This is a genomic window from Segniliparus rotundus DSM 44985 (assembly GCF_000092825.1).
Lineage (GTDB): Bacteria > Actinomycetota > Actinomycetes > Mycobacteriales > Mycobacteriaceae > Segniliparus > Segniliparus rotundus.
The window spans coordinates 1,744,908-1,766,968 of record NC_014168.1 but is presented as its reverse complement, the minus strand read 5'-3'; the positions used below and the strand labels follow the sequence as shown (position 1 = coordinate 1,766,968).

At 66.2% G+C, this 22,061-nt stretch carries 20 protein-coding genes and 1 other RNA gene; 15 read left to right on the top strand and 6 right to left on the bottom strand.

What is annotated here, in order from left to right:
* Positions 1-75: 75 nt before the first annotated feature.
* The 5 genes from SROT_RS08795 (at position 76) to SROT_RS08775 (ending at position 7,810) form a co-directional block, all read left to right on the top strand.
* Positions 76-2,784 carry a valine--tRNA ligase gene (locus SROT_RS08795; RefSeq protein ID WP_013138673.1) on the top strand — a complete coding sequence of 903 codons (2,709 nt, stop codon included), beginning with the start codon at positions 76-78 and terminating at the stop codon, positions 2,782-2,784.
* Entirely contained in the window at positions 2,781-4,172 is a 1,392-nt protein-coding gene (locus SROT_RS08790; RefSeq protein WP_013138672.1) for a bifunctional folylpolyglutamate synthase/dihydrofolate synthase, read from the top strand. The genes SROT_RS08795 and SROT_RS08790 overlap by 4 nt, the downstream gene beginning before the upstream one ends.
* The gene (locus SROT_RS08785) at positions 4,169-4,573 is read left to right on the top strand and encodes a DUF4233 domain-containing protein (RefSeq protein WP_013138671.1); all 405 of its coding nucleotides are present in this window, start codon (positions 4,169-4,171) and stop codon (positions 4,571-4,573) included. The genes SROT_RS08790 and SROT_RS08785 overlap by 4 nt, the downstream gene beginning before the upstream one ends.
* 24 nt (positions 4,574-4,597) lie before the next feature.
* On the top strand, positions 4,598-5,026 hold the full coding sequence (ndk, locus tag SROT_RS08780) for a nucleoside-diphosphate kinase (protein WP_013138670.1): 429 nt from the start codon (positions 4,598-4,600) through the stop codon (positions 5,024-5,026).
* Between the two features lie 300 nt (positions 5,027-5,326).
* Positions 5,327-7,810, top strand: a complete 2,484-nt coding sequence (locus SROT_RS08775; protein WP_013138669.1) for a translation initiation factor IF-2 N-terminal domain-containing protein — start codon at positions 5,327-5,329, stop codon at positions 7,808-7,810.
* A gap of 20 nt (positions 7,811-7,830) precedes the next feature.
* Here the strand turns inward: SROT_RS08775 and SROT_RS08770 are convergent, their stop codons facing one another.
* On the bottom strand, positions 7,831-8,919 hold the full coding sequence (locus tag SROT_RS08770) for an NAD(P)-binding domain-containing protein (RefSeq protein ID WP_041407122.1): 1,089 nt from the start codon (positions 8,917-8,919) through the stop codon (positions 7,831-7,833).
* 168 nt (positions 8,920-9,087) lie between these two features.
* On the opposite strand from SROT_RS08770, the gene rplU reads away from it, so the two are divergent.
* The 4 genes from rplU to proB are packed head-to-tail and all read left to right on the top strand — an operon-like array spanning position 9,088 to position 12,344.
* A complete protein-coding gene (gene rplU / locus SROT_RS08765; RefSeq protein ID WP_013138667.1) occupies positions 9,088-9,399 on the top strand; it encodes a 50S ribosomal protein L21 in 312 nt (103 codons plus the stop codon).
* A 51-nt stretch (positions 9,400-9,450) separates the two neighbouring features.
* Complete coding sequence (rpmA, locus tag SROT_RS08760) at positions 9,451-9,717, top strand: 50S ribosomal protein L27 (RefSeq protein WP_013138666.1); 267 nt, start codon at positions 9,451-9,453, stop codon at positions 9,715-9,717.
* 9 nt (positions 9,718-9,726) lie between these two features.
* Positions 9,727-11,235, top strand: coding sequence for a GTPase ObgE (gene obgE / locus SROT_RS08755; protein WP_013138665.1), 1,509 nt, complete (start codon positions 9,727-9,729; stop codon positions 11,233-11,235).
* The gene (gene proB, locus SROT_RS08750; protein ID WP_013138664.1) at positions 11,232-12,344 is read left to right on the top strand and encodes a glutamate 5-kinase; all 1,113 of its coding nucleotides are present in this window, start codon (positions 11,232-11,234) and stop codon (positions 12,342-12,344) included. The genes obgE and proB overlap by 4 nt, the downstream gene beginning before the upstream one ends.
* A gap of 122 nt (positions 12,345-12,466) precedes the next feature.
* Here the strand turns inward: proB and SROT_RS08745 are convergent, their stop codons facing one another.
* The 5 genes from SROT_RS08745 to SROT_RS08725 all read right to left on the bottom strand — a co-directional run bounded on the left by SROT_RS08745 (position 12,467) and on the right by SROT_RS08725 (position 17,665).
* Entirely contained in the window at positions 12,467-12,799 is a 333-nt protein-coding gene (locus SROT_RS08745; protein WP_013138663.1) for a GlsB/YeaQ/YmgE family stress response membrane protein, read from the bottom strand.
* A 160-nt stretch (positions 12,800-12,959) separates the two neighbouring features.
* Positions 12,960-14,189: an acyl-CoA dehydrogenase family protein gene (locus SROT_RS08740; RefSeq protein ID WP_013138662.1), complete on the bottom strand. Its 1,230-nt coding sequence runs from the start codon at positions 14,187-14,189 to the stop codon at positions 12,960-12,962.
* 29 nt (positions 14,190-14,218) lie between these two features.
* Positions 14,219-15,367, bottom strand: coding sequence for an acyl-CoA dehydrogenase family protein (locus SROT_RS08735; protein ID WP_013138661.1), 1,149 nt, complete (start codon positions 15,365-15,367; stop codon positions 14,219-14,221).
* 33 nt (positions 15,368-15,400) lie between these two features.
* A complete protein-coding gene (locus SROT_RS08730) occupies positions 15,401-16,768 on the bottom strand; it encodes an acyl-CoA dehydrogenase family protein (protein WP_013138660.1) in 1,368 nt (455 codons plus the stop codon).
* 102 nt (positions 16,769-16,870) lie between these two features.
* A complete protein-coding gene (locus SROT_RS08725) occupies positions 16,871-17,665 on the bottom strand; it encodes an inositol monophosphatase family protein (protein ID WP_013138659.1) in 795 nt (264 codons plus the stop codon).
* A gap of 24 nt (positions 17,666-17,689) precedes the next feature.
* Here SROT_RS08725 and SROT_RS15665 point away from each other — a divergent pair, with 24 nt between their 5' ends.
* The 6 genes from SROT_RS15665 to ssrA all read left to right on the top strand — a co-directional run bounded on the left by SROT_RS15665 (position 17,690) and on the right by ssrA (position 21,954).
* On the top strand, positions 17,690-18,055 hold the full coding sequence (locus SROT_RS15665) for a hypothetical protein (protein ID WP_013138658.1): 366 nt from the start codon (positions 17,690-17,692) through the stop codon (positions 18,053-18,055).
* Between the two features lie 76 nt (positions 18,056-18,131).
* Positions 18,132-19,250, top strand: coding sequence for a peptide chain release factor 2 (gene prfB / locus SROT_RS08715; protein WP_013138657.1), 1,119 nt, complete (start codon positions 18,132-18,134; stop codon positions 19,248-19,250).
* Positions 19,251-19,309: 59 nt separating this feature from the next.
* Positions 19,310-20,002 (top strand): cell division ATP-binding protein FtsE, encoded by a 693-nt coding sequence (gene ftsE / locus SROT_RS08710; RefSeq protein ID WP_013138656.1) that lies wholly within the window; start codon positions 19,310-19,312, stop codon positions 20,000-20,002.
* A 10-nt stretch (positions 20,003-20,012) separates the two neighbouring features.
* A complete protein-coding gene (gene ftsX, locus SROT_RS08705) occupies positions 20,013-20,939 on the top strand; it encodes a permease-like cell division protein FtsX (RefSeq protein ID WP_013138655.1) in 927 nt (308 codons plus the stop codon).
* 99 nt (positions 20,940-21,038) lie between these two features.
* Positions 21,039-21,527 carry an SsrA-binding protein SmpB gene (gene smpB / locus SROT_RS08700; protein ID WP_013138654.1) on the top strand — a complete coding sequence of 163 codons (489 nt, stop codon included), beginning with the start codon at positions 21,039-21,041 and terminating at the stop codon, positions 21,525-21,527.
* 55 nt (positions 21,528-21,582) lie between these two features.
* Positions 21,583-21,954: a transfer-messenger RNA gene (gene ssrA, locus SROT_RS16090) on the top strand.
* The last annotated feature ends 107 nt before the right edge of the window (positions 21,955-22,061 follow it).

Here is a 22,061-nt window from a genome sequence, read left to right as displayed (position 1 = left end):
TCGCGCGGGGCTGGAGAGACGATGTGTGCCCCACGAGCGCTTCCTGCTCGCGGCGGCGGCGAGTAGAATCCTCCGGTGCCCAACACTGATCTGCCTGCCGCCTGGGAGCCGTCGGCCCACGAAGAAGAAATCTCTCTGCGCTGGCAGGAGGCTGGCCTTTTCACCGCCGACCCTGCGAGCGAGAAGCCCAAGTTCTCCATTGTCGTCCCGCCGCCGAACGTCACCGGCAATCTCCACGTCGGCCACGCGATGGAACACGCGGTCATGGACGCGGTGTGCAGACGCAAGCGCATGCAGGGATTCGAGGTCCTGTACTTGCCTGGGTTCGACCATGCCTCGATCGCCACACAAGCCGCGATCGAGCGCCAGCTCGCCGACGAGGGCACGAATCGGCACGAGCTTGGACGCGAGGCGTTCCTGGCGCGGGCTTTCGCGTGGAAAGAAGAAGTCCGGGGGAATATCTCTGCGCAGATGCGCCGTCTCGGGGACTCCGTGGACTGGAGCCGGGAGCGCTTCACCATGGACGACGGCATGGTCAAGGCCGTGCGCACCATCTTCAAGCAGCTGTTCGACGCGGGCCTGGTCTATCAGGCCGAGCGGCTTGTGAACTGGTCGCCCAAACAGCGCACCGCGATCTCCGACGCTGAGGTGGTCCACAAAGAGGTGGACGGCGAACTCGTCTCGCTGCGCTACGGCTCGCTGCGCGACGACGAGCCGCACATCGTCGTCGCGACCACTCGCGTCGAGACGATGCTCGGCGACATCGCGGTGGCCGTGCATCCCGACGACGAGCGCTACCGCCACTTGGTCGGCACGACTCTGCCGCACCCGCTGGTCGACCGGGCGTTGTCCATCGTCGCGGACTCGCATGTCGATCCCGAGTTCGGCACCGGCGCGGTGAAGATCACACCGGCGCACGATCCCAACGACTTCGAGCTCGCGCAGCGCCACGGCCTCGCAATGCTCACGATCATGGACGAGGACGGCAGGATCGACGGCACCGGCACCCGGTTCGACGGGATGGACCGTTTCCAAGCCCGCAAAGCCATTCGCCTCGAACTCGCGGAGCAAGGGCGCGTGGTCGCCGAGGTGCGCCCCTACAAGCACAGCGTCGGGCATTCCGAGCGCGGCGGGGAGCCGGTCGAGCCGAGGCTTTCGCTGCAATGGTTCGTGAAAACCGAGTCTCTCGCGAAGGCGGCGGGCGAGCAAGTTCGCTCCGGGGCCATGCCGATCGTCCCGGAGGGGCTCGCCGCGCGCTGGTTCGAATGGACCGACAACATGCGTGACTGGTGCGTCTCGCGCCAACTGTGGTGGGGGCACCGGATCCCGGTCTGGTACGGCCCTGCGGGCGAGGTCCGCTGTTTCGGCCACGACGAGGAGATACCCGAGGGCTGGACGCAAGAGGAAGACGTGCTCGACACCTGGTTCTCCTCCGGCCTCTGGGCTTTCGCGACGCTCGGCTGGCCCGAGGAAACGCCGGAGCTTGCGGCCTTCTACCCGGTGAGCTTGCTGGTCACCGGGTATGACATCCTCTTTTTCTGGGCAGTGCGGATGGCCATGTTCGGCGGCTGGGCGAGCCGCGCGGGCCAGTCGGCGGCGCAGGCGCAGCGCCCCCTCGCGCAGGCGCCGTTCCGCCAACTTTGGTTCCACGGGCTGGTCCGCGACGAAAAAGGCCAGAAGATGAGCAAGACCAAGGGGAATGTGATCAACCCCCTGGATTGGCTCGACCGGTTCGGGGCGGACGCGACCCGGTTCGCCTTGCTGCGCGGCGTTGTTCCCGGCTCCGATGTGCCGTTGGGCGAGTCCAACGCGATCGCGGCCCGCAACTTCGTCACGAAGCTCTTCAACGCGACCCGGTTCGCCTTGCTCAGCGGCGCCTCGGACGGCTTCGGCTCCGATCCCGCCCACGCCTCGCTCACTGAGGCCGACCGCTGGATCTTGGGCCGGCTGGAAGCGGTGCGGGCCGAGACGGACAGCGCCCTGGAAGCCGGGGAGTTCGCCAAGGCCGCCCAAGCTCTGTACCAATTCACCTGGGACGAGTTCTGCGACTGGTACTTGGAGATCGCGAAGCTCCAGCTCTCCGGAGCCGTCGGGGCCGGGGACAACGCGCACGGCACCAGGGCGGTGCTCGCGCGCGTCCTCGACACGCTGTTGCGCCTGCTGCACCCGATCATGCCGTTCGTCACCGACATGCTGTGGCGCTCCCTCGCCTCAGGGGAGACTTTGGCGACGCAGGCCTGGCCCGAGCAGCTGCCCTATGCGACGGAGGCCCCGGTGCTTTCCCGCGTCGCGGACGTGCAGGCGCTCATCACCGATATCCGCCGTTTCCGGTCCGAGCAGGGCTTGCCGCCTGGCCAGCGCATACCTGCCCGCCTTGACGGCCTCTCCGAGGCGGGACTGGCGGACTGGGAGGAGCAGATCCGCTCCTTCGCGCGGGTCTCGGCGCCCCAGGCAGGCTTCAACCAGACCGCGGCCGTGGAGTCGTCGCTCGCGGCGGGCGTGGTCGTCGTCCGGTTGGACCTCTCGGGCACTGTGGACGAGGACGCGCTGCGGGCTCGTTTGACGAAGGACGTCGCCGCCCAACGCAAAGAGTTCGACAGCACGGGCGCGAAGCTCGCCGACGAGTCCTTCCTCGCCAAAGCCCCCGAGCAGATCGTTGAGAAGATCCGCGCGCGGCATGAGACGGCGAAGGCCGAGATCGAGCGGCTTGAGGCGAAGCTGCGGTCTGTCGGAGGCGGACAGGCCCCGGCCTTGCTCGCCGAGCACGAGGCAGGCCCCGCATGACGGGCCTACCCGATCACGCCGAGTTCGAGCAGGTCGAAGCCGAACTCGACGCCCGCTGGCCGGAAACGAAGATCGAGCCGAGCTTGAGCCGCATCGCCGCGCTCATGGACTTGTTGGGCTCGCCGCAGCACGCCTACCCGTCGATCCACATCGCGGGGACCAACGGCAAGACGTCGACCACACGGATGGCCGACGCCCTGCTGAGCACGACGGGGCTGCGCACGGGCCGTATTTTGAGCCCGCACCTGCAATCCCCGGTCGAGCGCATCTCCCTCGGCAATCAGCCGATCACCGAGGAGCAGTACGTCTCGGCCTGGCGGGAGATCGAGCCCTTCGTGCTCCGCGTCGATGAGAGCTCCAAGGCCCAGGGCGGCCCGGCGATGAGCAAGTTCGAAGTCCTGGTCGCGATGGCGTACACGGTCTTCGCCGAAGCTCCGGTGGACGTCGCGGTGGTCGAAGTGGGGATGGGCGGGCGCTGGGACGCGACGAACGTGGTGAACGGCCAGGTCGCCGTCATCGCGCCAGTCTCGATCGACCACGTCGAGCACCTCGGATCGGACCTGTCGGTGATCGCGGGGGAGAAGGCGGGCATCATCAAACGGCTTCCGAAGAACCCGATGGGCGGGGGCGACCAGGATCAGATCGTGGTCATGGCGGAGCAGCACCCCGCCGCTCTGCGCTCGATTCTCGCCCAAGTGGAGAAAGAGGGCGCAGTGCTCGCCCGAGCGGGCCACGAGTTCGCCGTCGCGGAACGCGCGCTCGCGGTCGGCGGCCAACAGATCGGGCTGCGCGGCCTCGGCGCGGTGTACCCGGAGGTCTTCCTGCCTCTCTACGGCCCGCACCAGGCGGCGAACGCGTCGCTCGCACTCGCGGCAGTGGAGGCGTTCTTCGGCGCCGGGCCTGATCGGGGCCTCGCCGAGAGCATCGTGCTCGAAGGCTTCGCGAACGCCCGCTCCCCAGGCAGGCTGGAACGCATGCCCGCGGCGCCGCAGGACCCCCTTGTGCTGGTGGACGCCGCGCACAACCCCCACGGCGCACAAGCACTCGCCGGCGCGCTCGCCGAGGATTTCCCGAACACGCCTTTCCACGCAGTCCTGAGCGTCATGGGCGACAAAGACGTGCGGGGGGTGCTCGAAGCGCTCAAACCGGCGCTGTCTTCTGTTGTGATCACGCACAACGGCTCGCCGAGAGCACTTGCGGCAGATGCGCTCGCCGAAGTGGCGCGCACCGTGTTCGAGCCCAAACGGGTCGTGGTGCAGCCGGACTTCGCCGAGGCGGTGAGCACTGCGAAAGAGCTTGCCGCGCTCAAAGGCGAGGGCGTCCTCGTCACGGGGTCCGTCGTCACTGCCGGGGCGGCACGCGACCTGCACGGGTTGGCCCCGGCATGAGCGAAACAGGCCAGAGCGGAGGAACAGACCACGACGCGAGCCCTCCAGCGGACCCGTGGAAGGGTTTCCGGGGGGTGTGCAGCGGCATTCTGATCTTGGAAATGATCGTTGTGCTGCTCGCCATACCCGTGGCGGTGAACTTCTCCGACATTCCGGGGCCGAGCTGGTTGCCGACCGTGTTCGTGCTGTGCGCGGCGGCGCTGCTGTTTTGGGCGTGCGCGGTGCAGTCCAAGCCGTGGGCGTTCGCGCTGGACTTCGGGTTGCAGTTCGTCCTTGTCGCGGGGTGGCTCCTGCATCCGGCCATCGGCGTCACAGGCCTGGTTTTCGTGGTGGTCTGGTCCCTCGTGTGGTGGATGCGGCGGGGCGTGCGCAAGGCGCAGGGATCTCGTGGCAACACCTGAGCGCCGTGCTTTAAGCTGTCATCCGTGACTGAGCGGACTTTGGTGTTGATAAAACCTGACGCGGTGCGCCGCGGCCTTATTGGCGAAGTGCTGGGGCGCATCGAGCGCAAGGGTCTGCAGATCCTTTCGCTGCAGCGGCTTGTGGCGCAAGTGGAAATTGCCCGCGAGCATTACGCCGAGCACGCCGAGCGGCCGTTTTTCGACTCGCTCGTCGAGTTCATCACCTCCGGCCCGATGGTGGCCGCAGTGGTCGAGGGGGAGGGCTCCATCGCGGCGATGCGGCAGATCATCGGCGGCACAGACCCCGTGAAGAGCGCTGCGCCCGGCACGATCCGAGGCGACTTCGGGCTCACTGTGCAGAACAACTTGGTGCACGGCTCCGACTCTCCGGAATCCGCCCAGCGGGAGATCGCGCTGTGGTTCCCAGAGTTCACCCTCTTCCCGCAGCACTGACCCGGTATCCCGAAATTCTCTGCGCCCCGTTGACCTGGCGCTCAAGCCCTTTCGTCGATCGTTGCGGCGGGGGATGGCGCGCGCTGCGCGAAAGATGTGCGATAGTGGATGTCGTCGGCGCGCGGCTGGCGGCAGATGCCTGGCGGTGCGCGACGACCACGCAAACGCGACTATGCCGCCTCGGGCGGTCCTTCTGGATCGGGCGAAGCGCGATAGACAAACAAGATCCCCCGCGTGGCAGTGCTTATGGTGTGAGAAGACATCCTGTGCGCGCCCGGGGGCTGGTATAAGGAGTGCCACGTGGCTGAAGAGCTGCCGCCCATTGACGAATCTGCGCCGCAGGGAAAAATTAGGGTCCATGCCCTTGGACGCCTGCTCGGGGTGACTTCCCGACAAGTTCTGACCAAACTTTCTGAATTCGGCGTCACCGTCCGCGGTCCTCAGTCGAGCATTGACGAGACTGTCGCGACCCAGGTCCGGGAGGCATTGGCCAACCCGCAGGAGACTGCGGAACCCGCCGAGCCCCCCGCTCTTGCCGCGGGGCCCGCCGCGCAGCAGACCCTCGAGCCGACGCCGCCCAAGGCGCAGGAGCGCGACGTGGAGCCGCCCGTCGCCCAACTGGAGCTGGCTGGTTCGACACCGCTTTTCCTCGAGCCGAACAACGCCTTGCCGGACTTGGCGCAAGAGCCCGATCCGGTGACGGCAAAAGAGGCCAAGGCCCCTCATTCCGCCAAGGTGAAAGAAGCCAAGGCGAAAGAAGCCAAAGCCGAAGAGGCCAAGGCGAAAGAAGAAGCCGAAAGCGATTCGGACGACGACGCCGATGACAAGAGCAGCCGCCGCCGTCGTCGGGGCAGACGAGGCCGAGGCCGAGGCCGCGGCTCGGAAGCGCAGGACCATGACGACCAGAGCGGCGAGCCCGCCGAGTCGGAGCCCGAAGCCGAGCACCAGGCCGAAGCCGAGCCAGCCGCGGAGGACGGGGAGGCGGGCGAGCTGTCGTCGTCCGCGAAGCGTCGTCGGCGCAGGCGGCGAGGCGGAGGCGAGAACGAGGACGACCCGCCGAACACCGTCGTGCGCGAGCGCTCCGGCCGCTCCAAAGACAAGGACAGGGACGAGGTCCAAGGCATCTCCGGCTCGACCCGGCTTGAGGCGAAGCGCCAGCGCCGCCGCGAAGGCCGCGACTGGGGCAGGCGCCGATCAGTCATTCTTTCCGAATCCGAATTCCTCGCCCGCCGCGAGGCCGTGGAAAGAGTCATGGTGGTCCGCGAGCGCCAAGTCAACCCCGACGGCAGCCCCGGCGGGAAGTACACGCAGATCGGCGTGTTGGAGGACAACATCCTCGTCGAGCACTTCGTGACCACCTCCGCGTCGGCCTCCATGGTCGGCAACATCTACCTGGGCCGGGTCCAGAACGTGCTGCCCTCGATGGAAGCCGCGTTCGTCGACATCGGCCGGGGCAACAACGCCGTTTTGTACGCGGGCGAAGTGAACTGGGAAGGCGTCGGCCTCGGCGGCGACGCCCGCAAGATCGAGCACGCGATCAAACCAGGCGACTACCTGCTCGTGCAGGTGAACAAGGACCCCGTGGGCCATAAGGGCGCGCGTCTGACAACCCAGATCGCCCTTGCGGGCAGGTATCTGGTGTTCGTGCCGGGGGCCTCGGCCAAGGGGATCAGCCGAAAGCTGCCGGACACCGAGCGCAACCGCTTGCGCGAAATACTTTCCGGCATCGTCCCCGAGGACGCGGGCGTCATCGTCCGCACCGCCTCTGAGGGCGTGTCCGCCGAGCATCTCACGGAGGACGTCACCCGCCTCGCCGAGCAGTGGCAGCGCATCCAGCAGCTTGCCGAGGAGGCCAAAGCCCAAGGCGGCGGCCCTCGCTCGTTGTATCGGGAGCCGGACCTGCTGGTCAAACTGATCCGCGACGTGTTCAACGAGGATTTCGCCAGACTCGTCGTCCAGGGCGAAGGCCCGTACGAGGTGGTGCAGGAGTACCTTTCGGCCATTGCGCCCGAGCTCGGGGAGCGCCTTGAGCGTTTCGAGCCGGCCGAAGACGGCCAGGACGTCTTCTCCGCGTACCGCGTGGACGAGCAGTTGGCCAAGGCGCTGGGCCGCAAGGTCTGGTTGCCCTCGGGCGGCACCCTGGTCATCGACCGCACTGAGGCGATGACCGTGGTCGACGTGAACACCGGCAAGTTCGTCGGCTCCGGCGGCAACCTCGAGGAGACCGTCACCCGGAACAACCTTGAAGCCGCTGAGGAGATTGTGCGCCAGCTCCGGCTGCGCGACATCGGCGGGATCATCGTCGTCGACTTCATCGACATGGTGCTGGAGTCCAATCGCGAGCTCGTGCTGCGCAGGCTCACCGAATGCCTCGCGCGGGACCGCACGCGCCATCAAGTCTCCGAGGTCACCTCTCTCGGCCTTGTCCAGATGACCCGCAAGCGTATCGGCACCGGGCTGCTGGAGGCGTTCTCCAACAAGTGCTCGCATTGCGAGGGCCGAGGCGTTGTCGTGCACTCCGATCCTCTGGGCACGGAACTTCCCGACGAGAACCGCCACGATTCCGGATCGGGCCGCGGGCGGCGCTCCCGAGGCGGCGGCTCGAACAACAACGCCGCCCAATCGCAGGTTCCCGTGCCGAAGGTCCTCGCCCATCACGGTGAGCATCCGATGTTCCGCGCCATGGCGGCGCAGTCGGAGACCCCCCAGTCCGATGAAGCCGCGGCGTCTGACGGCGCGACGGCGTCTGACGGCGCGACGGTGTCTGAAGACGCGGCTGTGTGAGCCTCGCCGCGCGTCGCGGCTTATGAGCTCGGCCGCGCGTCCGCGGCATTGATCGTTTCCAACAGTTCGGCGACGGCGGCCCGACCGGCGCGGTTGGCTCCGATCGTGCTCGCGGACGGGCCGTAGCCGATCAGGTGCACCCTCGGTTCCGCCGCCACCTGTGTCGCGAGCCTGCCGGTCAGAGCAATCCCGCCGCCAGGGGAGCGCAGCCCCAGCGGCGCGAGGTGGCCGAGGTTGGCGCGGAAGCCCGTGCACCAGAGGATCACGTCCACATCCACCCTTGTGCAGTCCTCCCATTGCGCGCCAGACGGCGTGAGGCGCTGGAACATGGGCAGACGTTCCAGGACGCCGCGCGCTTCGGCCTCCCGCAGTTGCGGAGTCCACACGAGGCCGGTGAAGCCGACGACCGACCCAGGAACCAGCCCGCGGCGCACTCGGTCCTCGACCAATGCGACGGCGGCCCGGCCGAGCTCCGGCGTGAAAGGGCCGTCCCGGAAGACCGGGGCGCGGCGTGTGGCCCACGTCGTGCGGGCGAGGCGCGAGACTTCGACGAGGATGTTCACGCCGGACACGCCCGCGCCGACCACCAGGACATGCTGTCCGGCGAACTCGTCGGGCGCGCGGTAGTCGTGGGCGTGCAGCTGCCTGCCGTGGAACAGGTCCGCGCCCGGGTAGCGCGGCCAGAACGGTTTCTCCCACGTCCCGGTCGCGTTGACGACTCCCGCACAGGCGAACTCGCCCACGTCGGCGCGGACCAGGAAGCCGCTGCCTTCGCGCGCCACTGCCCGGACGTGGGCGGGCCTGCGCACGTCCAGCTCGAACCGGCGTTCGTATGCCGCGTAGTACGCCGGGACCGCAGTGGCCGCCTGTCTTTCTTGCTGCGAATGGTCGAACGGGAAGCCAGGCAGGTCGTGCACCGCGTTGGCGGTGCGCAACGTCAGGCTCGGCCAGCGGTGCTGCCACGCGCCCCCGGGCCGGGGCGCGTGGTCGAGGATGACGAACCCGGAGCCAGGTTCGAGGCCCTTCTTGCGGAGGAAGTATCCCGCGGACAGGCCAGCCTGGCCCGCGCCGATGACGACGACCTTGGTGTGTTCCGGGGTGGCGCCCATGAGAACATTGGAACAGACGAGGCTCTTGGCGCGCTGGGCGCGGCCCCAGCGCGCCAAGTTGACTCTCGGCGCGGACCTCCCGTAGAATCGATCAGTTGTTTCTGACCTGCTCTCTGGGTCGAAAACCCCGCAGGCAAAACCTGGGCAAGCTTTGAGGAATGTGAGAACATGGGCACTTACGCGGTTGTGAAGACTGGCGGCAAGCAGTACAAAGTCGCTGTTGGCGACGTGGTGAGCGTGGAGAAGCTCGACGGCGAGCCGGGCGACGCCATCGCGCTCACCCCGGTGCTCATCGCCAGCGGCTCCACCGTCACCACGAAGGCGGACGCGCTGGCCAAGGCGAAAGTGACCGCCGAGCTCGTGGAGCACACCAAGGGCCCGAAGATCCGCATCCACCACTTCAAGAACAAGACCGGATACCATCGGCGGCAGGGACACCGTCAGCCGCTGACGGTGCTCAAGGTGACCGGCATCGCCTGAACTGCGCTGAGCAGGGCGCAGGCAGAAGACTGACGAGAGGACAGAAGGCTCATGGCACATAAGAAAGGCGCGTCCAGCTCGCGCAACGGCCGCGACTCCAACGCCCAGCGGCTTGGTGTGAAGCGGTTCGGCGGCCAGCTCGTGAACGCGGGCGAGATCATCGTCCGCCAGCGCGGCACCCATTTCCACCCTGGCGACGGCGTCGGCCGCGGCGGCGACGACACATTGTTCGCCCTTGTCGCGGGCAAAGTCTTGTTCGGCTCCAAGCGTGGCCGCAAGACAGTGAACATCGAATCCGCCGAGGCAGTCGAAGCGTAAGGCTCCCCCATGGCGCGTTTTGTCGACCGCGTCGTGGTGCATGTGAGCGCCGGATCAGGCGGCCACGGTTGCTGCTCGGTCCATCGCGAGAAGTTCAAACCGCTCGGCGGCCCGGACGGCGGGAACGGCGGCCACGGCGGTTCGGTGGTGTTCGAGGTCTCCTCTCAGGCCCACACACTGCTCGATTTCCACTTCCATCCGCACATCAAAGCCTCCGACGGCAAGATGGGCATGGGGGCGAACCGCAACGGAGCCCGAGGCGAAGACCTCGTTTTGTCCGTTCCTTCGGGCACAGTTGTTTTCGACGAGCAAGGCGAACTCCTCGCCGACCTCACCGGCGAGGGAACCAGGTTCGTTGTGGCGCAAGGCGGGCGCGGCGGTCTCGGCAACGCGGCGTTGGTCTCGAAAGCGCGCAAAGCGCCCGGTTTCGCCCTCCTCGGGGAAGAAGGCGAAACCAAAGATCTGACGCTCGAGCTGCGTTCGGTGGCCGATGTCGGTCTGATCGGCTACCCCAACGCTGGCAAATCCTCTCTGATCGGGGCGCTCTCGGCCGCAAAGCCCAAGATCGCCGACTACCCGTTCACCACGTTGGCCCCGAACCTCGGCGTGGTGTCCTCCGGGGACACCACGTTCACGGTCGCCGACGTGCCGGGCTTGATCCCTGGTGCTGCGCAGGGCAAAGGCCTTGGTCTCGACTTCTTGCGCCATGTGGACCGCTGCGCTGTGTTAGTGCATGTTCTGGACTGCGCGACGCTGGACTCGGGGCGAGACCCGGTGTCAGATTTCGAGGCGGTGGAGAAAGAGCTCGCCGCGTATCAGCCCGCGTTGGCCGCCGACCTCGGCCTGGGGGATCTGTTGCGCCGCCCGCGCATCGCGGTGCTCAACAAGGTCGACGTTCCGGACGGGGCCGATCTCGCTGACATGGTGTCCGACGAGCTCGCTCTGAAGCTGCGCGACGGCGAGGAAGCCGAGCCCGAGCCTTGGGCCGAGCCGCGGGCGCCGAAGGTTTTCAAGGTTTCCGCCGTGAGCGGCGAAGGGTTGCGCGCCTTGACCTTCGCTTTGGCCGACTTGGTCGAGCGGCATCGGGCGCGCATGGCGGACGTGGAGCCCAAACGTCAGATCATTCGGCCGAAACCAATCGACGAGTCCAAGTTCGAGGTCCGACCCGACCCCGAGAACGCCGGCGGTTTCCTCGTCACCGGGGCGCGGCCCGAACGTTGGGTCCGGCAGACCCAATTCGACAACGAAGAAGCTATCGGCTACCTCGCCGACCGGCTCGCCAAGCTCGGCGTCGAGGAAAAGCTCGCCAAGCTCGGCGCGGAACCAGGCGCGGATGTGCGCATTGGCCAAGTCGTCTTCGGGTGGGAGCCACGGCTTTCCTCGCGCAGACACGGGTCGCGCGGCATGGACACCAGGGTCGGCGAAGCGCAGCGGAGTTTGGAAGCGCCAGAGGACGAGCTGTGGATCGACGAGCTGCCCGACGACATTGAGGAAGACGACGAGGAGCTGCCAGAGTGAACACGCTGGACGCGGCGGCAGCCTCCGCCGCTGTTCGCGAGCAGGTTCGCAGCGCTCGGATCCTGGTTGTGAAGATCGGTTCCTCCGCCTTCACCGGGGCCGGGGTCGGGGTGGACACCGTGAAGCTCGACTCCCTGGTCGACGTGATCGCCGGACGGATCGAAGCCGGAGGAAAAGTTCTCGTCGTCAGCTCTGGGGCAGTGGCAGCAGGACTCGCGCCGCTCGGGCTGCCTCGCCGCCCGCAGGACCATCTCACCCAGCGCGCCGCCGCGAGCGTGGGGCAATCCGCATTGGCCCTTGCCTGGGGCGCTTCGTTCGCCCGCTACGGGAAAGTCGTCGGCCAGGTGCTGCTCTCGGTGCACGACTTCTCGATCCGTGAGCACAACGCGAACGCGCAGCGCACATTGCACCGGCTGATCGCGCTCGGCGCGGTCCCGGTGATCAATGAGAACGACGTTGTTTCCACGGCGACAGTGCGGCTCGGCGACAACGACCGCGTCGCGGCGTTGGTCGCGCATCTGGTCGGGGCTGAGGCGCTGGTGCTGCTCTCCGACGTGGACGGGGTGTACGACCGCAATCCGCAAGAGCAAGGAGCTGTGCGGCTCGACGTGGTCGCGTCCGAGGCCGACCTTGACGGAGTGACTGCCAAAGGCGGCAGCGGCTTGGGCACCGGCGGGATGGCCAGCAAGCTTCGCGCGGCCCGAATGGCCGCGGACGCCGGGGTCCCGGTGCTCGTCACTTCGGCGGAGCGGGCCGCGGAGGCATTGCTCGAAGGGCGCAGCGGCACAGCTTTCGCGCCGCGCGCGCAGAGATTGTCGGCGCGCAAGTTCTGGATCCGGCACGCCGCCGAGCCAGCAGGATCGCTGTTCCTGGACGACGGCGCGGTCCGCGCTGTCGCAACCGACCGAAGATCCCTGCTCATCGCCGGCGTCAAAAGGGCGGTGGGGGAGTTCCGGGCAGGAGACGTGGTCGTGTTCGCCGATCAGCACGGTCAGCAGGTCGCCCGCGGGGTGGCGGCGTATGGCGCAGTCGACCTCAGCGAAGCTCTTGCCGGACGCGCCGAACTCGCCAAGCCCGTGGTCCATGTGGACGACGTGGTCCCCTTTTAAATTTAAATTTCTTGTCGCAAAAACGAGTCCGGCCGGGTGGTCTGCGCGCAGACCACCCGGCCGGACTCGTTCTCAGCTCTGGTGAGAGAGGCTTCGAGAGCGTCTTTCACCAAGCCGAAAAATCATTTCTTGCTAATCAGCTTCCAGATCCAGATGAGGATCACCGCGCCGATCAGAGCGGTGACGAACGTGAAAATGAGACCGCCGGTCCCACCGATGCTGAGCAGGCTCAACAACCAGCCGCCGAGGAGGCCGCCGACCACACCGAAAACGACGTTGAGCAGGACACCTTGCTGGGCGTCGGTGCCGAGGAACTTGCTGGCGATCCAACCAGCGAGGCCGCCGATAATGATGTAACCGATCCAACCGTACTTCGTGTACTCTGTCGCGGACGCGAGCACCTCGTTCGCCAGCAGGGTCGTGTTCGCGAGGGGAGCGGTGGCAAGGGTGTACATGGTCGACTCCTTCTTGTTGAGAACTCGTGTTTCCCACGAGCTGCAAGATCGATTATATCGTATGGATCACTGCATTGATATGAATGTGAACTGGAAAAATGTCGTGTCGATGCTCCTGCGGTTGTTGCCGAAAATCAAAGCGGCAGGTTTTTCCGGCGCCTCATTTCAGCTCTGCGGACGTGAGGTTCAGGGTGCGTCTGGCGACAATCAACTGTTGGATCTGCTGGGTGCCCTCGTAAATGTCGAAGATCTTCGTGTCGCGGCCGTACTTCTCCAGCAAGGCGCGCTGCGAGTAGCCGTACAGGCCCGCGAGCTCAATGGCTTTGAGCGTCACGTCCGAGCCCATGCGCCCGGCTTTGGCTTTGGCCATGGAAGCTTCGCGCGAGTTCGGCATCTTGTTGTCCGCCATCCACGCGGATTTCAGCGTCAGCAGGTAGGCGGCCTCGTACTCGGCCTCAAGGCGCAAATACTCCGCAGCCGCTGCGTGCTGCACATGCGGCGGTTTGTCGTAGCTGATCTCCACACCAGCCTCGGTCAGGATTTCCAGAAGGTCCTCCAAGGCGCCTCGTGCGACGCCGATCGCCATGGAGGCGACCACCGGGCGGGTATTGTCGAAAGTCTGCATGACCCCGGCGAAGCCTTTTTCGACGTTCACTTCGGGGGAGCCGAGCAGGTTCTCTTTCGGCACTCGGACATTGTCGAAGATCAAGGCGGCGGTGTCGGAGGCCCTGATGCCGAGTTTGTGCTCGACCCGGATCAGGTTCACCCCCGGGGTGTCGCGCGGGACCACGAAGGATTTGATCGCCGCGCGACCGAGGCTTTTGTCCACGGTGGCCCACACGACGATGTGGCTGGCCCGTGAGCCCGCAGTGGCGTAGATCTTCTCGCCGTTGATGACGTACTCGTCGCCGTCGAGCGTCGCGGTGGTCCGGATCGCAGCGGAGTCCGAGCCGCATCCCGGCTCGGTGATCGCCATGGCCGCCCACTTCTTGCCGAACCGGCGGTATTGGTCCGCGTCCGCGACGGCGGCGATGGCGGAGTTGCCCAGGCCCTGGCCGGGAATGGTCAAGGTCAGCCCTGGGCAGCCCCAGCAGCTCTCGGCCATGGCGAGAACGGAGTTGAGGTTCGCGCCGTTCTTGTTCGCCGCTTTGCCGTCAGGGGACTTGGTTTCCTCCGCGTCGTCTTTGGCTTGCGTGTTCACCGACTCGCCCATGTTGCTGGTCTCGTTCATCGCGTCGTACGCGGCGCCGATGACGTCCATCTCGACAGGGTAGGCGTGCTCGTTGAGGTCGTATTTGCGCGCGATGGGCCGAAGATAGTTGCCCGCGAAGTCGTGGGCGAGGGTGAGGAATTGTTCGTACTTCTTGGGAAGTTCGAGGTTGATCGCCATGATTTAGAGCCTTTTCTCGGAGCGTCGGGTCACTTGAGCTGCGCGGAAGTGAGGTTCAGGGTGCGCCGCGCAATGATGAGCTGCTGGATTTGCTGGGTGCCCTCGTAAATGTCGGTGATCTTCGCGTCGCGGGCCCATTTTTCGAGCAGGGCCTGTTGCGAGTAGCCGTAGAGGCCCGCGAGCTCGACGGCTTTGAGGGTGACCGCCGTCGCGGTGCGTCCTGCCTTGGCCTTGGCGATGGAAGCCTCTTTGGAGTTGGGCTTCTTCGCGTCGATCAGCCATGCCGATTTGAGCGTGAGCAGGTACGCCGCTTCCCAGTCCGCCTCGAGCGCCAGGAAGTCCGCCGCGGCGGACTGCTGGTTGTACGCGCCCTTGTCGTAGCTGATCTCGACGCCTTCCTTTTCCAGGATCTCCCGCAGCTGCTCCAACGCGGCCCGTGCGACGCCGAGCGCCTGCGCGGCGACGATGGGCCGGGTGTTGTCGAAGGTCTGCATGACCCCGGCGAAGCCTTTTTCGACGTTCACTTCGGGGGAGCCGAGGAGGTTCTCTTTGGGGACTCGGACGTTCTCGAAGAGGATCGCGGCTGTGTCAGAGGCTTTGATGCCGAGTTTGTGCTCGACGCGGACCAGCTTCACGCCGGGGGTGTCGCGCGGGACCACGAAGGATTTGATCGCCGCGCGCCCTGCGCTCGGGTCGACCGAGGCCCACACGACGATGTTCTTCGCGCGAGCCCCCGCCGTGGCGAAGATCTTCTCGCCGTTGATGACGTACTCGTCGCCGTCGAGCGTCGCGGTGGTCTTGATCGCCGCGGAGTCCGAACCGGCTTCTGGCTCGGTGATCGCCATCGCGGCCCACTCGCCGCCGAATTTCTCCAGCTGCTCCGGGGTTGCCACGGCGGCGATCGCCGCGTTGCCGAGCCCGTTGCCGGGGATGGTCAGCGTCAGGCCGAGATCCCCCCAGCACAGCTCGAGAATGTTCAGCACGGCCTCGACGTTGCTGTCGGGGTAGAGCAATTCCTTCGCCACCGGATCCGCTCCGAAGGCGTCGAGCTCCGAGGGGTACTCGTGCTCGGCGATGTCGTACTTGCGCGAGATCGGCCGGAAGACATCCGTGGCGACTTTGTGGGCCTTCTGCACAGCGGCTTCGAGATCTTTGGAAAGTTCGAGGTTGATAGGCATAACGCGAAATCCTCTCTATCAGCAGTGGGGGAATTAGACGAGGATGACGCCTTCGGCGACGCCGACGGCCCGCAAGTCGCGGTACCAGCGCTCGACCGGATGCTCCTTGGTGAAGCCGTGTCCGCCGAGCAGTTGGACGCCGTCCAAACCGATCTGCATGCCTTTCTCGGCGGCGAGGCGGCGGGCGAGCGCCGCCTCGCGGGCGAACGGCAGGCCTTGCGCCGCGCGAGAGGCCCCGCGCAGGGCGACCAAACGGATGCCGTCGAGCTCGATGGCGATGTTGGCGACCATGAACGCGACCGCTTGGCGGTGGCTGATCGGCTCGCCGAACGCCTCGCGCCCGTTCACGTAGGGGATGACGTAGTCCAAGACTGCCTGTCCGACGCCGGCGGCCACTGAGGCCCAAGCGATGCGGGCCAGGCGCACCGACTCGGTGTAGTTGTTCTCGCGGACCTGCGGCTCGGGATCGCCCAGCAGAGCGCTCGAGGGCAGAACGACGTTGTCGAGGTTCAGGCGGCCGATCCCCGCGGCCCGAAGGCCCATGCTGGGGTCGCCCTCGACGGTGAGGCCCTTGCTGCCGGACTCCACGATGAAGAGCGCGGGGCTGCCTTCGAACTGCGCGCCGACGATGAACAGCTCCGAGGACCCGGCGGCGGGCACCAGGGCCTTCACGCCGTTGAGCTTGAAGCCGCTCGGGGTGCGCACCGCTTTGGTTTTCAGTTCGAAGGGGTTGAAGAGCGGCTGCGGCTCCGCGATGACGAACGCGGACTGCGGGGCTTTTTCTTCGGCGAAGGAAGGCAAGTAGGTCTTCTGCTGGCCGTCGGTGCCCCATTCGCCGAGGGCGATGGCGACCGCGCTCGGCGCGAGGATCGGCAGCGCGAGTCCGAGATCGCCGTGCGCGAGCGCCTCTGCCACGAGGGCGTTGGTGATCGCGTTGCGCTCGCTGGCCGCGCCGTCGAACTCCTCAGGCACGTTGATGAGCGTGACGCCGAGTTCTGTGGAGCGGTCCAGGATGGACTGCGGCGCGGCGGCCGCGCCGTCGGCGGCCAGGGCGGCCGGGCGCAGCACCTCGTCGGCGAATTCCTTGACGGTCTCGACGATCAGCTTCTGGTCGTCCTCGGGGGTGAGGTCGAACAGGTCGCTCGAGGTGCGGGCGGGGCGGGAGCCTTTGCTGCTGCCGCCGACCTGTTTGAAGACGCGGTTGGCCACGCCGAGGGCTTTGAAGCCGGTCTTGCCCGCGTTGTACGCGGTCCAGGAGAGCTGCTTGTTGAGGTCGTACTTGTTGACCAGGTCCGAGCCGGTGATCGCAGAAAGGGCGCGCAGCCCCAAGCCGACCGGGCTGGTTTTTTTGGTGGAGAGCGGTTTGGGGGAAGCGTCTGAAGAAGCGGGTTTGGTGGACATGTCCGTCGAGGTTCCTATCGCCGAAGTTGCCTTGGTTCGAAGGTAATGTTACTCGGCAGTAGCAATGCCCGTCCGGGGGGGTGGTCCGGGGGCGTCGAGCGGCTATGCCCCCGCTCCTCTCATGGCCCCGAGGGCCGCGTCGTGCAATATACCGTTGCTGGCCAGAGCGCTCCCGCCATGGGGCCCCGCTTGGCCCTCCAACGAGCTGAAAAAGCCTCCTGCCTCGCGGACGATCACGTCGGGGGCGGCGATGTCCCAGAGCGACACCTCGGGTTCTGCGGCGAGGTCGAGAGCCCCTTCGGCGAGCAGGCAATAGTGATAGAAGTCACCGTAGCCGCGCAGCCTCCAGACCGAAGCCTCGAGCGCGCGGATGCTCTCGCCGAAACGCCCCTCACGCCAGTCGGAGACCGAAAGGCTCGCGTCGTGAAGATCGCGCACCTGCGAGACGCGGACGCGCCGAGGGGCGCCCCCCGCGCTCGAGACAAACGCGCCGGAGCCCGACGCGGCCCACCACCGCCGGTGCAACGCCGGGGCGCTCACCACGCCCACCACCGGCTCGCCGTCCACGAGCAAGGCGATGAGCGTCGCCCAGATCGGCACGCCGCGCACATAGTTCTTCGTCCCGTCGATCGGGTCGACGGCCCACTGCCTTCCGGCGAAAACCGCCGTCCCGCCGAACTCCTCGCCCAGCACGGCGTCCTCAGGCCGCTCCTCGGCCAGAAGCTCGCGGATTCGAGTCTCGACCGCCAAGTCCGCCTCGGTCACCGGCGTGAGGTCGGGTTTCGCGTTGACGACCAGGTCTGAAGCGAGAAAACGGCTCATCGTGATGGCGTCGGCGGCCTCCGCGAGGCGCAGTGCGGCGCCGAGGTCATCGCGCCATGGGGTCGGAGTGCTCATGGCTGTCGAGCGTAGCCTGGACATATGGTCGAGCTTTTCGCAATCGTCCTCTTGGCGCTCCTCGGCTTTTTGTTGTGGCGGCGGTTCGCCGCAACAACGAGCGGTGGTGTTGGCGCACACGCCCGGCCAGCCACGCTCACGTTCACCGGGGTGAGCCCAGTGAACCGGCCAGCGGGTTCGGACGAGGCTTTTTGCGCCATCAGCGGGATTCTCAGCGGCCCCGAGCTGCCGCCGACCGAGGTCTACCAGCGCCTGGTCATAGGGCCTCAAACCCCGTGGCCGTCCGTGGGGCAGGCATGCCAAGCCGCGTATCTGCCCGGCAAGGCTGCGACCCATTGGCAGATCGCCGGCGACGCATCGGCGGAGCCTTGGCGCGACGAGCGCCCGTGACCCCCGACCCCAGGCCGCGCGCGAGCCTGGCGCTTGTGGGATTCGGCTCGCGCCGAGCACGGTAAGCTCATTTCCTATGCATCCAGACGTCACAGCAGATCTGGCTGGGCTTGCGACAACGCTCTGCACAGTGGAGTCGGCGCTCGACCTCGACAAGCTCAGGGCCGAAATCGCCGACCTCGAAACCCAAGCCGCCGACCCGTCGCTCTGGGAAGACCAGGAACGGGGCCAAGAGGTCACCAGCGGGCTCGCCCGCAAACAGGCCACGCTGCGCGCCGTCACGGGCTTGCGCTCCCGGCTCGACGACTTGCATGTGCTCTACGAGCTCGCCGAGGACGAGGAGGGCGCGCAAGGGCAGGAAGCTTTGGAGGAAGCCGACACGGAGCGCAAAACGCTGCGCGCGGAAATCGAATCGCTCGAAGTGCGCACGCTGCTCAACGGCGAGTACGACGAGCGCGAAGCCTTGGTCACCATCCGCTCCGGCGCGGGCGGCATCGACGCGGCCGACTGGGCGCAGATGCTCATGCGCATGTACATCCGTTGGGCCGAGCGCCACAAACATCCGGTGGAGGTGTACGACATCTCCTACGCGGAAGAGGCAGGCATCAAAAGCGCGACGTTCGCGGTCAAAAGCGCCTACGCCTACGGCACGCTCTCCGTCGAACAGGGCACCCACCGTCTCGTGCGGATCAGCCCTTTCGACAACCAAGGCAGGCGGCAGACCTCCTTCGCCGACGTGGAGGTGCTGCCGGTCGTCGGGACCACCGACCACATCGATGTGCCCGAGGCCGAGATCCGCGTCGACGTCTACCGCTCCTCCGGCCCCGGCGGGCAATCGGTGAACACCACCGACTCCGCTGTGCGGATCACCCACCTGCCCACCGGCATCGTCGTCACCTGCCAGAACGAGAAATCGCAGCTGCAGAACAAGCTCTCGGCGATGCGGGTCTTGCAGGCCAAGCTCCTGGAGCGCCGCCGTCACGAGGAACAAGAGCAGCTCAACGCGCTCAAAGGCGACGGCGGCACCTCCTGGGGCACGCAGATGCGCTCCTATGTCCTCGCCCCGTACCAGATGGTGAAAGACCTGCGCACCGAATACGAGGAGAGCAATCCGGGCGCCGTCCTCGACGGCGCCATCGACGGCTTCCTGGAGTCGGGAATCCGCTGGCGGCGATCCGGGGCCTCGGTCTCCTAGCGCTCCGATCGCGCCGCGCCTGGCCGGTCCGCGCGGCGCAGCCGTTACACTTGCACCCTGTGATCAGTCTCCAGAACGTCTCCAAGACGTACTCGAAGTCCACCCGACCGGCGTTGTCCAAGGTGAGCATCGAAGTCGACGACGGCGAGTTCGTGTTTCTGATCGGGCCCTCCGGCTCCGGGAAGTCCACCCTCCTGCGCATGCTCATCCGAGATGACATCCCCGACTCGGGCGACATCCATTTGGCGAACTTCCACGTCAACAAGCTGCCCGCGAGGCGCATTTCCCGGCTGCGGCAAACCGTCGGCTGCGTCTTCCAGGATTTCCGCCTCCTCCAACAGAAGACAGTCGCCCAGAATGTCGCGTTCGCGCTGGAAGTGATCGGCAAGCCCCACGCCATCATCGAAAAGACAGTGCCCGAGGTGCTCGAACTCGTCGGCCTCGCGAGCAAAGCCGACCGGCTGCCGCACGAGCTCTCCGGCGGCGAGCAGCAGCGCGTCGCCATCGCCCGCGCCTTCGCGAACAAGCCGCTCGTCCTCATCGCGGACGAGCCCACCGGCAACCTCGACCCGGAGACCTCCGGCGAAATCATGAGCCTGTTAGAGCGGATCAACCGGCACGGCGGGACAACGCTGCTCATGGCCACCCACGACCATCACATCGTCGACTCCATGCGCAAGCGGGTGATCGAGCTGTCGCTGGGAAAAGTCCTGCGCGACGAGGCCAAAGGCGTTTACGGAGTCGGAAGGTAATTCAAGAAATATGCGTTTGAAGTTCCTTATCGGCGAGGTGCTCACCGGCTTCCGGAAAAACATCACCATCGCCGTCGCCATGATTCTGACCTCCGCGATCGCCCTCACCATGCTCGGCACCGGCATCCTGGTCGTCGGCCTCACCGACCGCAGCAAGCAGCAGTTCCTCTCCGAACTGGAGATCCGGGTGAACCTGTCCAAAGACTTCACCAACCCGGACCCCGCATGCGAGCAACACGACTGCAAAGCCCTCGAAGCAAAGCTCAAAGCCACACCCGGCGTCGCGTCGGTCCGCTACCTCTCCCCGGACCAGGTGTACGACGACGCCATCCACCGCGTCTTCGCCGACCAGCCCGACCTTCAGGAGCTCACCGCCCAGCACGGCAAAGAGGCGCTTCTCGCCTACTTCAAAGTCACCGCCGCCGATCAGGCGACCTTCGGGCAGCTCGTGGAGAAATTCCGCGACGACCCGGCGCTGAAAGGCAAAGTCCAAAGCATCATCGACCAGCGAGAACTGGTCAAACGCGTGTTCCACGTCTTCGACGGGGCGAGAGACGTCGCCTTCGCCATGGCCGTCATCACCGCCGTCATCGCGGTCTTCCTCATCGCGAACATGGTGCAGATCGCCGCGTTCACCCGGCGCAACGAGATCGCCATCATGCGCCTGGTCGGCGCGACCCGCTGGTACACCCAGCTGCCCTTCCTCGTCGAAGCCGTCATCGCCTCGCTCTTCGGCTCCTTCCTCGCCGTCATCGGGCTCTTCGTCTCCCGCAAAGTCTTCTTCCAGAACTCCCTGCAAGACTTCCAACTCGCCGGCCTCATCGCCCCTGTCTCCGTCGCAGACGTGTGGCAGCTCGCCCCCTTCGTCACAGTCATCGGCGCTGTGCTCGCGGCCTCGACCGCGTACGTGACCTTGCGCTGGTACGTGCGCACCTGAGCCCAAAAGGCCGGAGCCCGAAGGAACCCGAGCCCGGAAGAAAAAGCCCCCAGCTGAGGCGCGAAAAGCATGTGCGCAGGCTGGTAACCTCTTTGAGTTATGAAGAGCGTGAAGAAAAACGACCCGAACGAGGCGTTGATCGCGCGCAACCGCAAAGCCAGGCATGACTATTCCATCCTGGACGTGTACGAGGCCGGGGTGGTGCTGCAGGGCACCGAGGTCAAAAGCCTGCGCGAGGGCCACGCCAACCTCTCCGACGCCTACGCCACCGTGGACGGCGACGAAGTGTGGTTGCGCGGGGTCCACATACCCGAATACCGCAACGGCAGCTGGACCAACCACACGCCCACGCGGACCCGCAAACTGCTGCTGCACCGGCGGGAGATCGAGAACCTCGTCGGCAAGACCAGAGAAGGAAACACCACCCTGGTGCCCCTGTCGATGTACTTCAAAGCGGGCAAAGTCAAGGTGGAAATCGCCCTCGCCCGAGGAAAGCAGCTGCACGACAAGCGTCAAGACCTCGCCAAACGAGACGCGGACCGCGAAGTCGTCAGGGCAATCGGAAGAGCCCGAAAAGGGATGTCCTGAACCGCGCAAATGGTATACTCGTCCTGTCAGCCGTTCTCCGCGGCTGGCGGCGTTAGGGGCTGACAGGTTTCGACTTCGAACGTCGATGAAGGAGAAGCGTGCCGGTGCAGGCAACTGACCACCGTATAAGCGTCGTTGTAAAAAATATAAGCGCCGACACTACTCAGCGCGACTACGCCCTCGCTGCCTAAGCGATAGCGTGTCTGTCAGACCGGGAGAGCCCTCGGCCCGGAGCCTGGCATCAGCAAGAGGGATGCAACTTCCAGCCCGGTCACGGGGTTGGCGGTGACATCTCACAGTGACTGGGGCCGTCTTCCTGGCTTGTCCGTGTGACCAGGAGGCCCGAGCAATGACCTGACGGACTGCGCACGGAGAAGGCCTTTTGAAGCGACGAAGGACCCGAGTTCGATTCTCGGCAGCTCCACTGGGGGCTATTTGCATTACTGACCTGCGGTTAGTTGCAGAACCCACAAGTTCAAACGGAGAGCGATCTGAATGGATCGCCTCAACGGAAAATCCCCTCCCGAACTCACT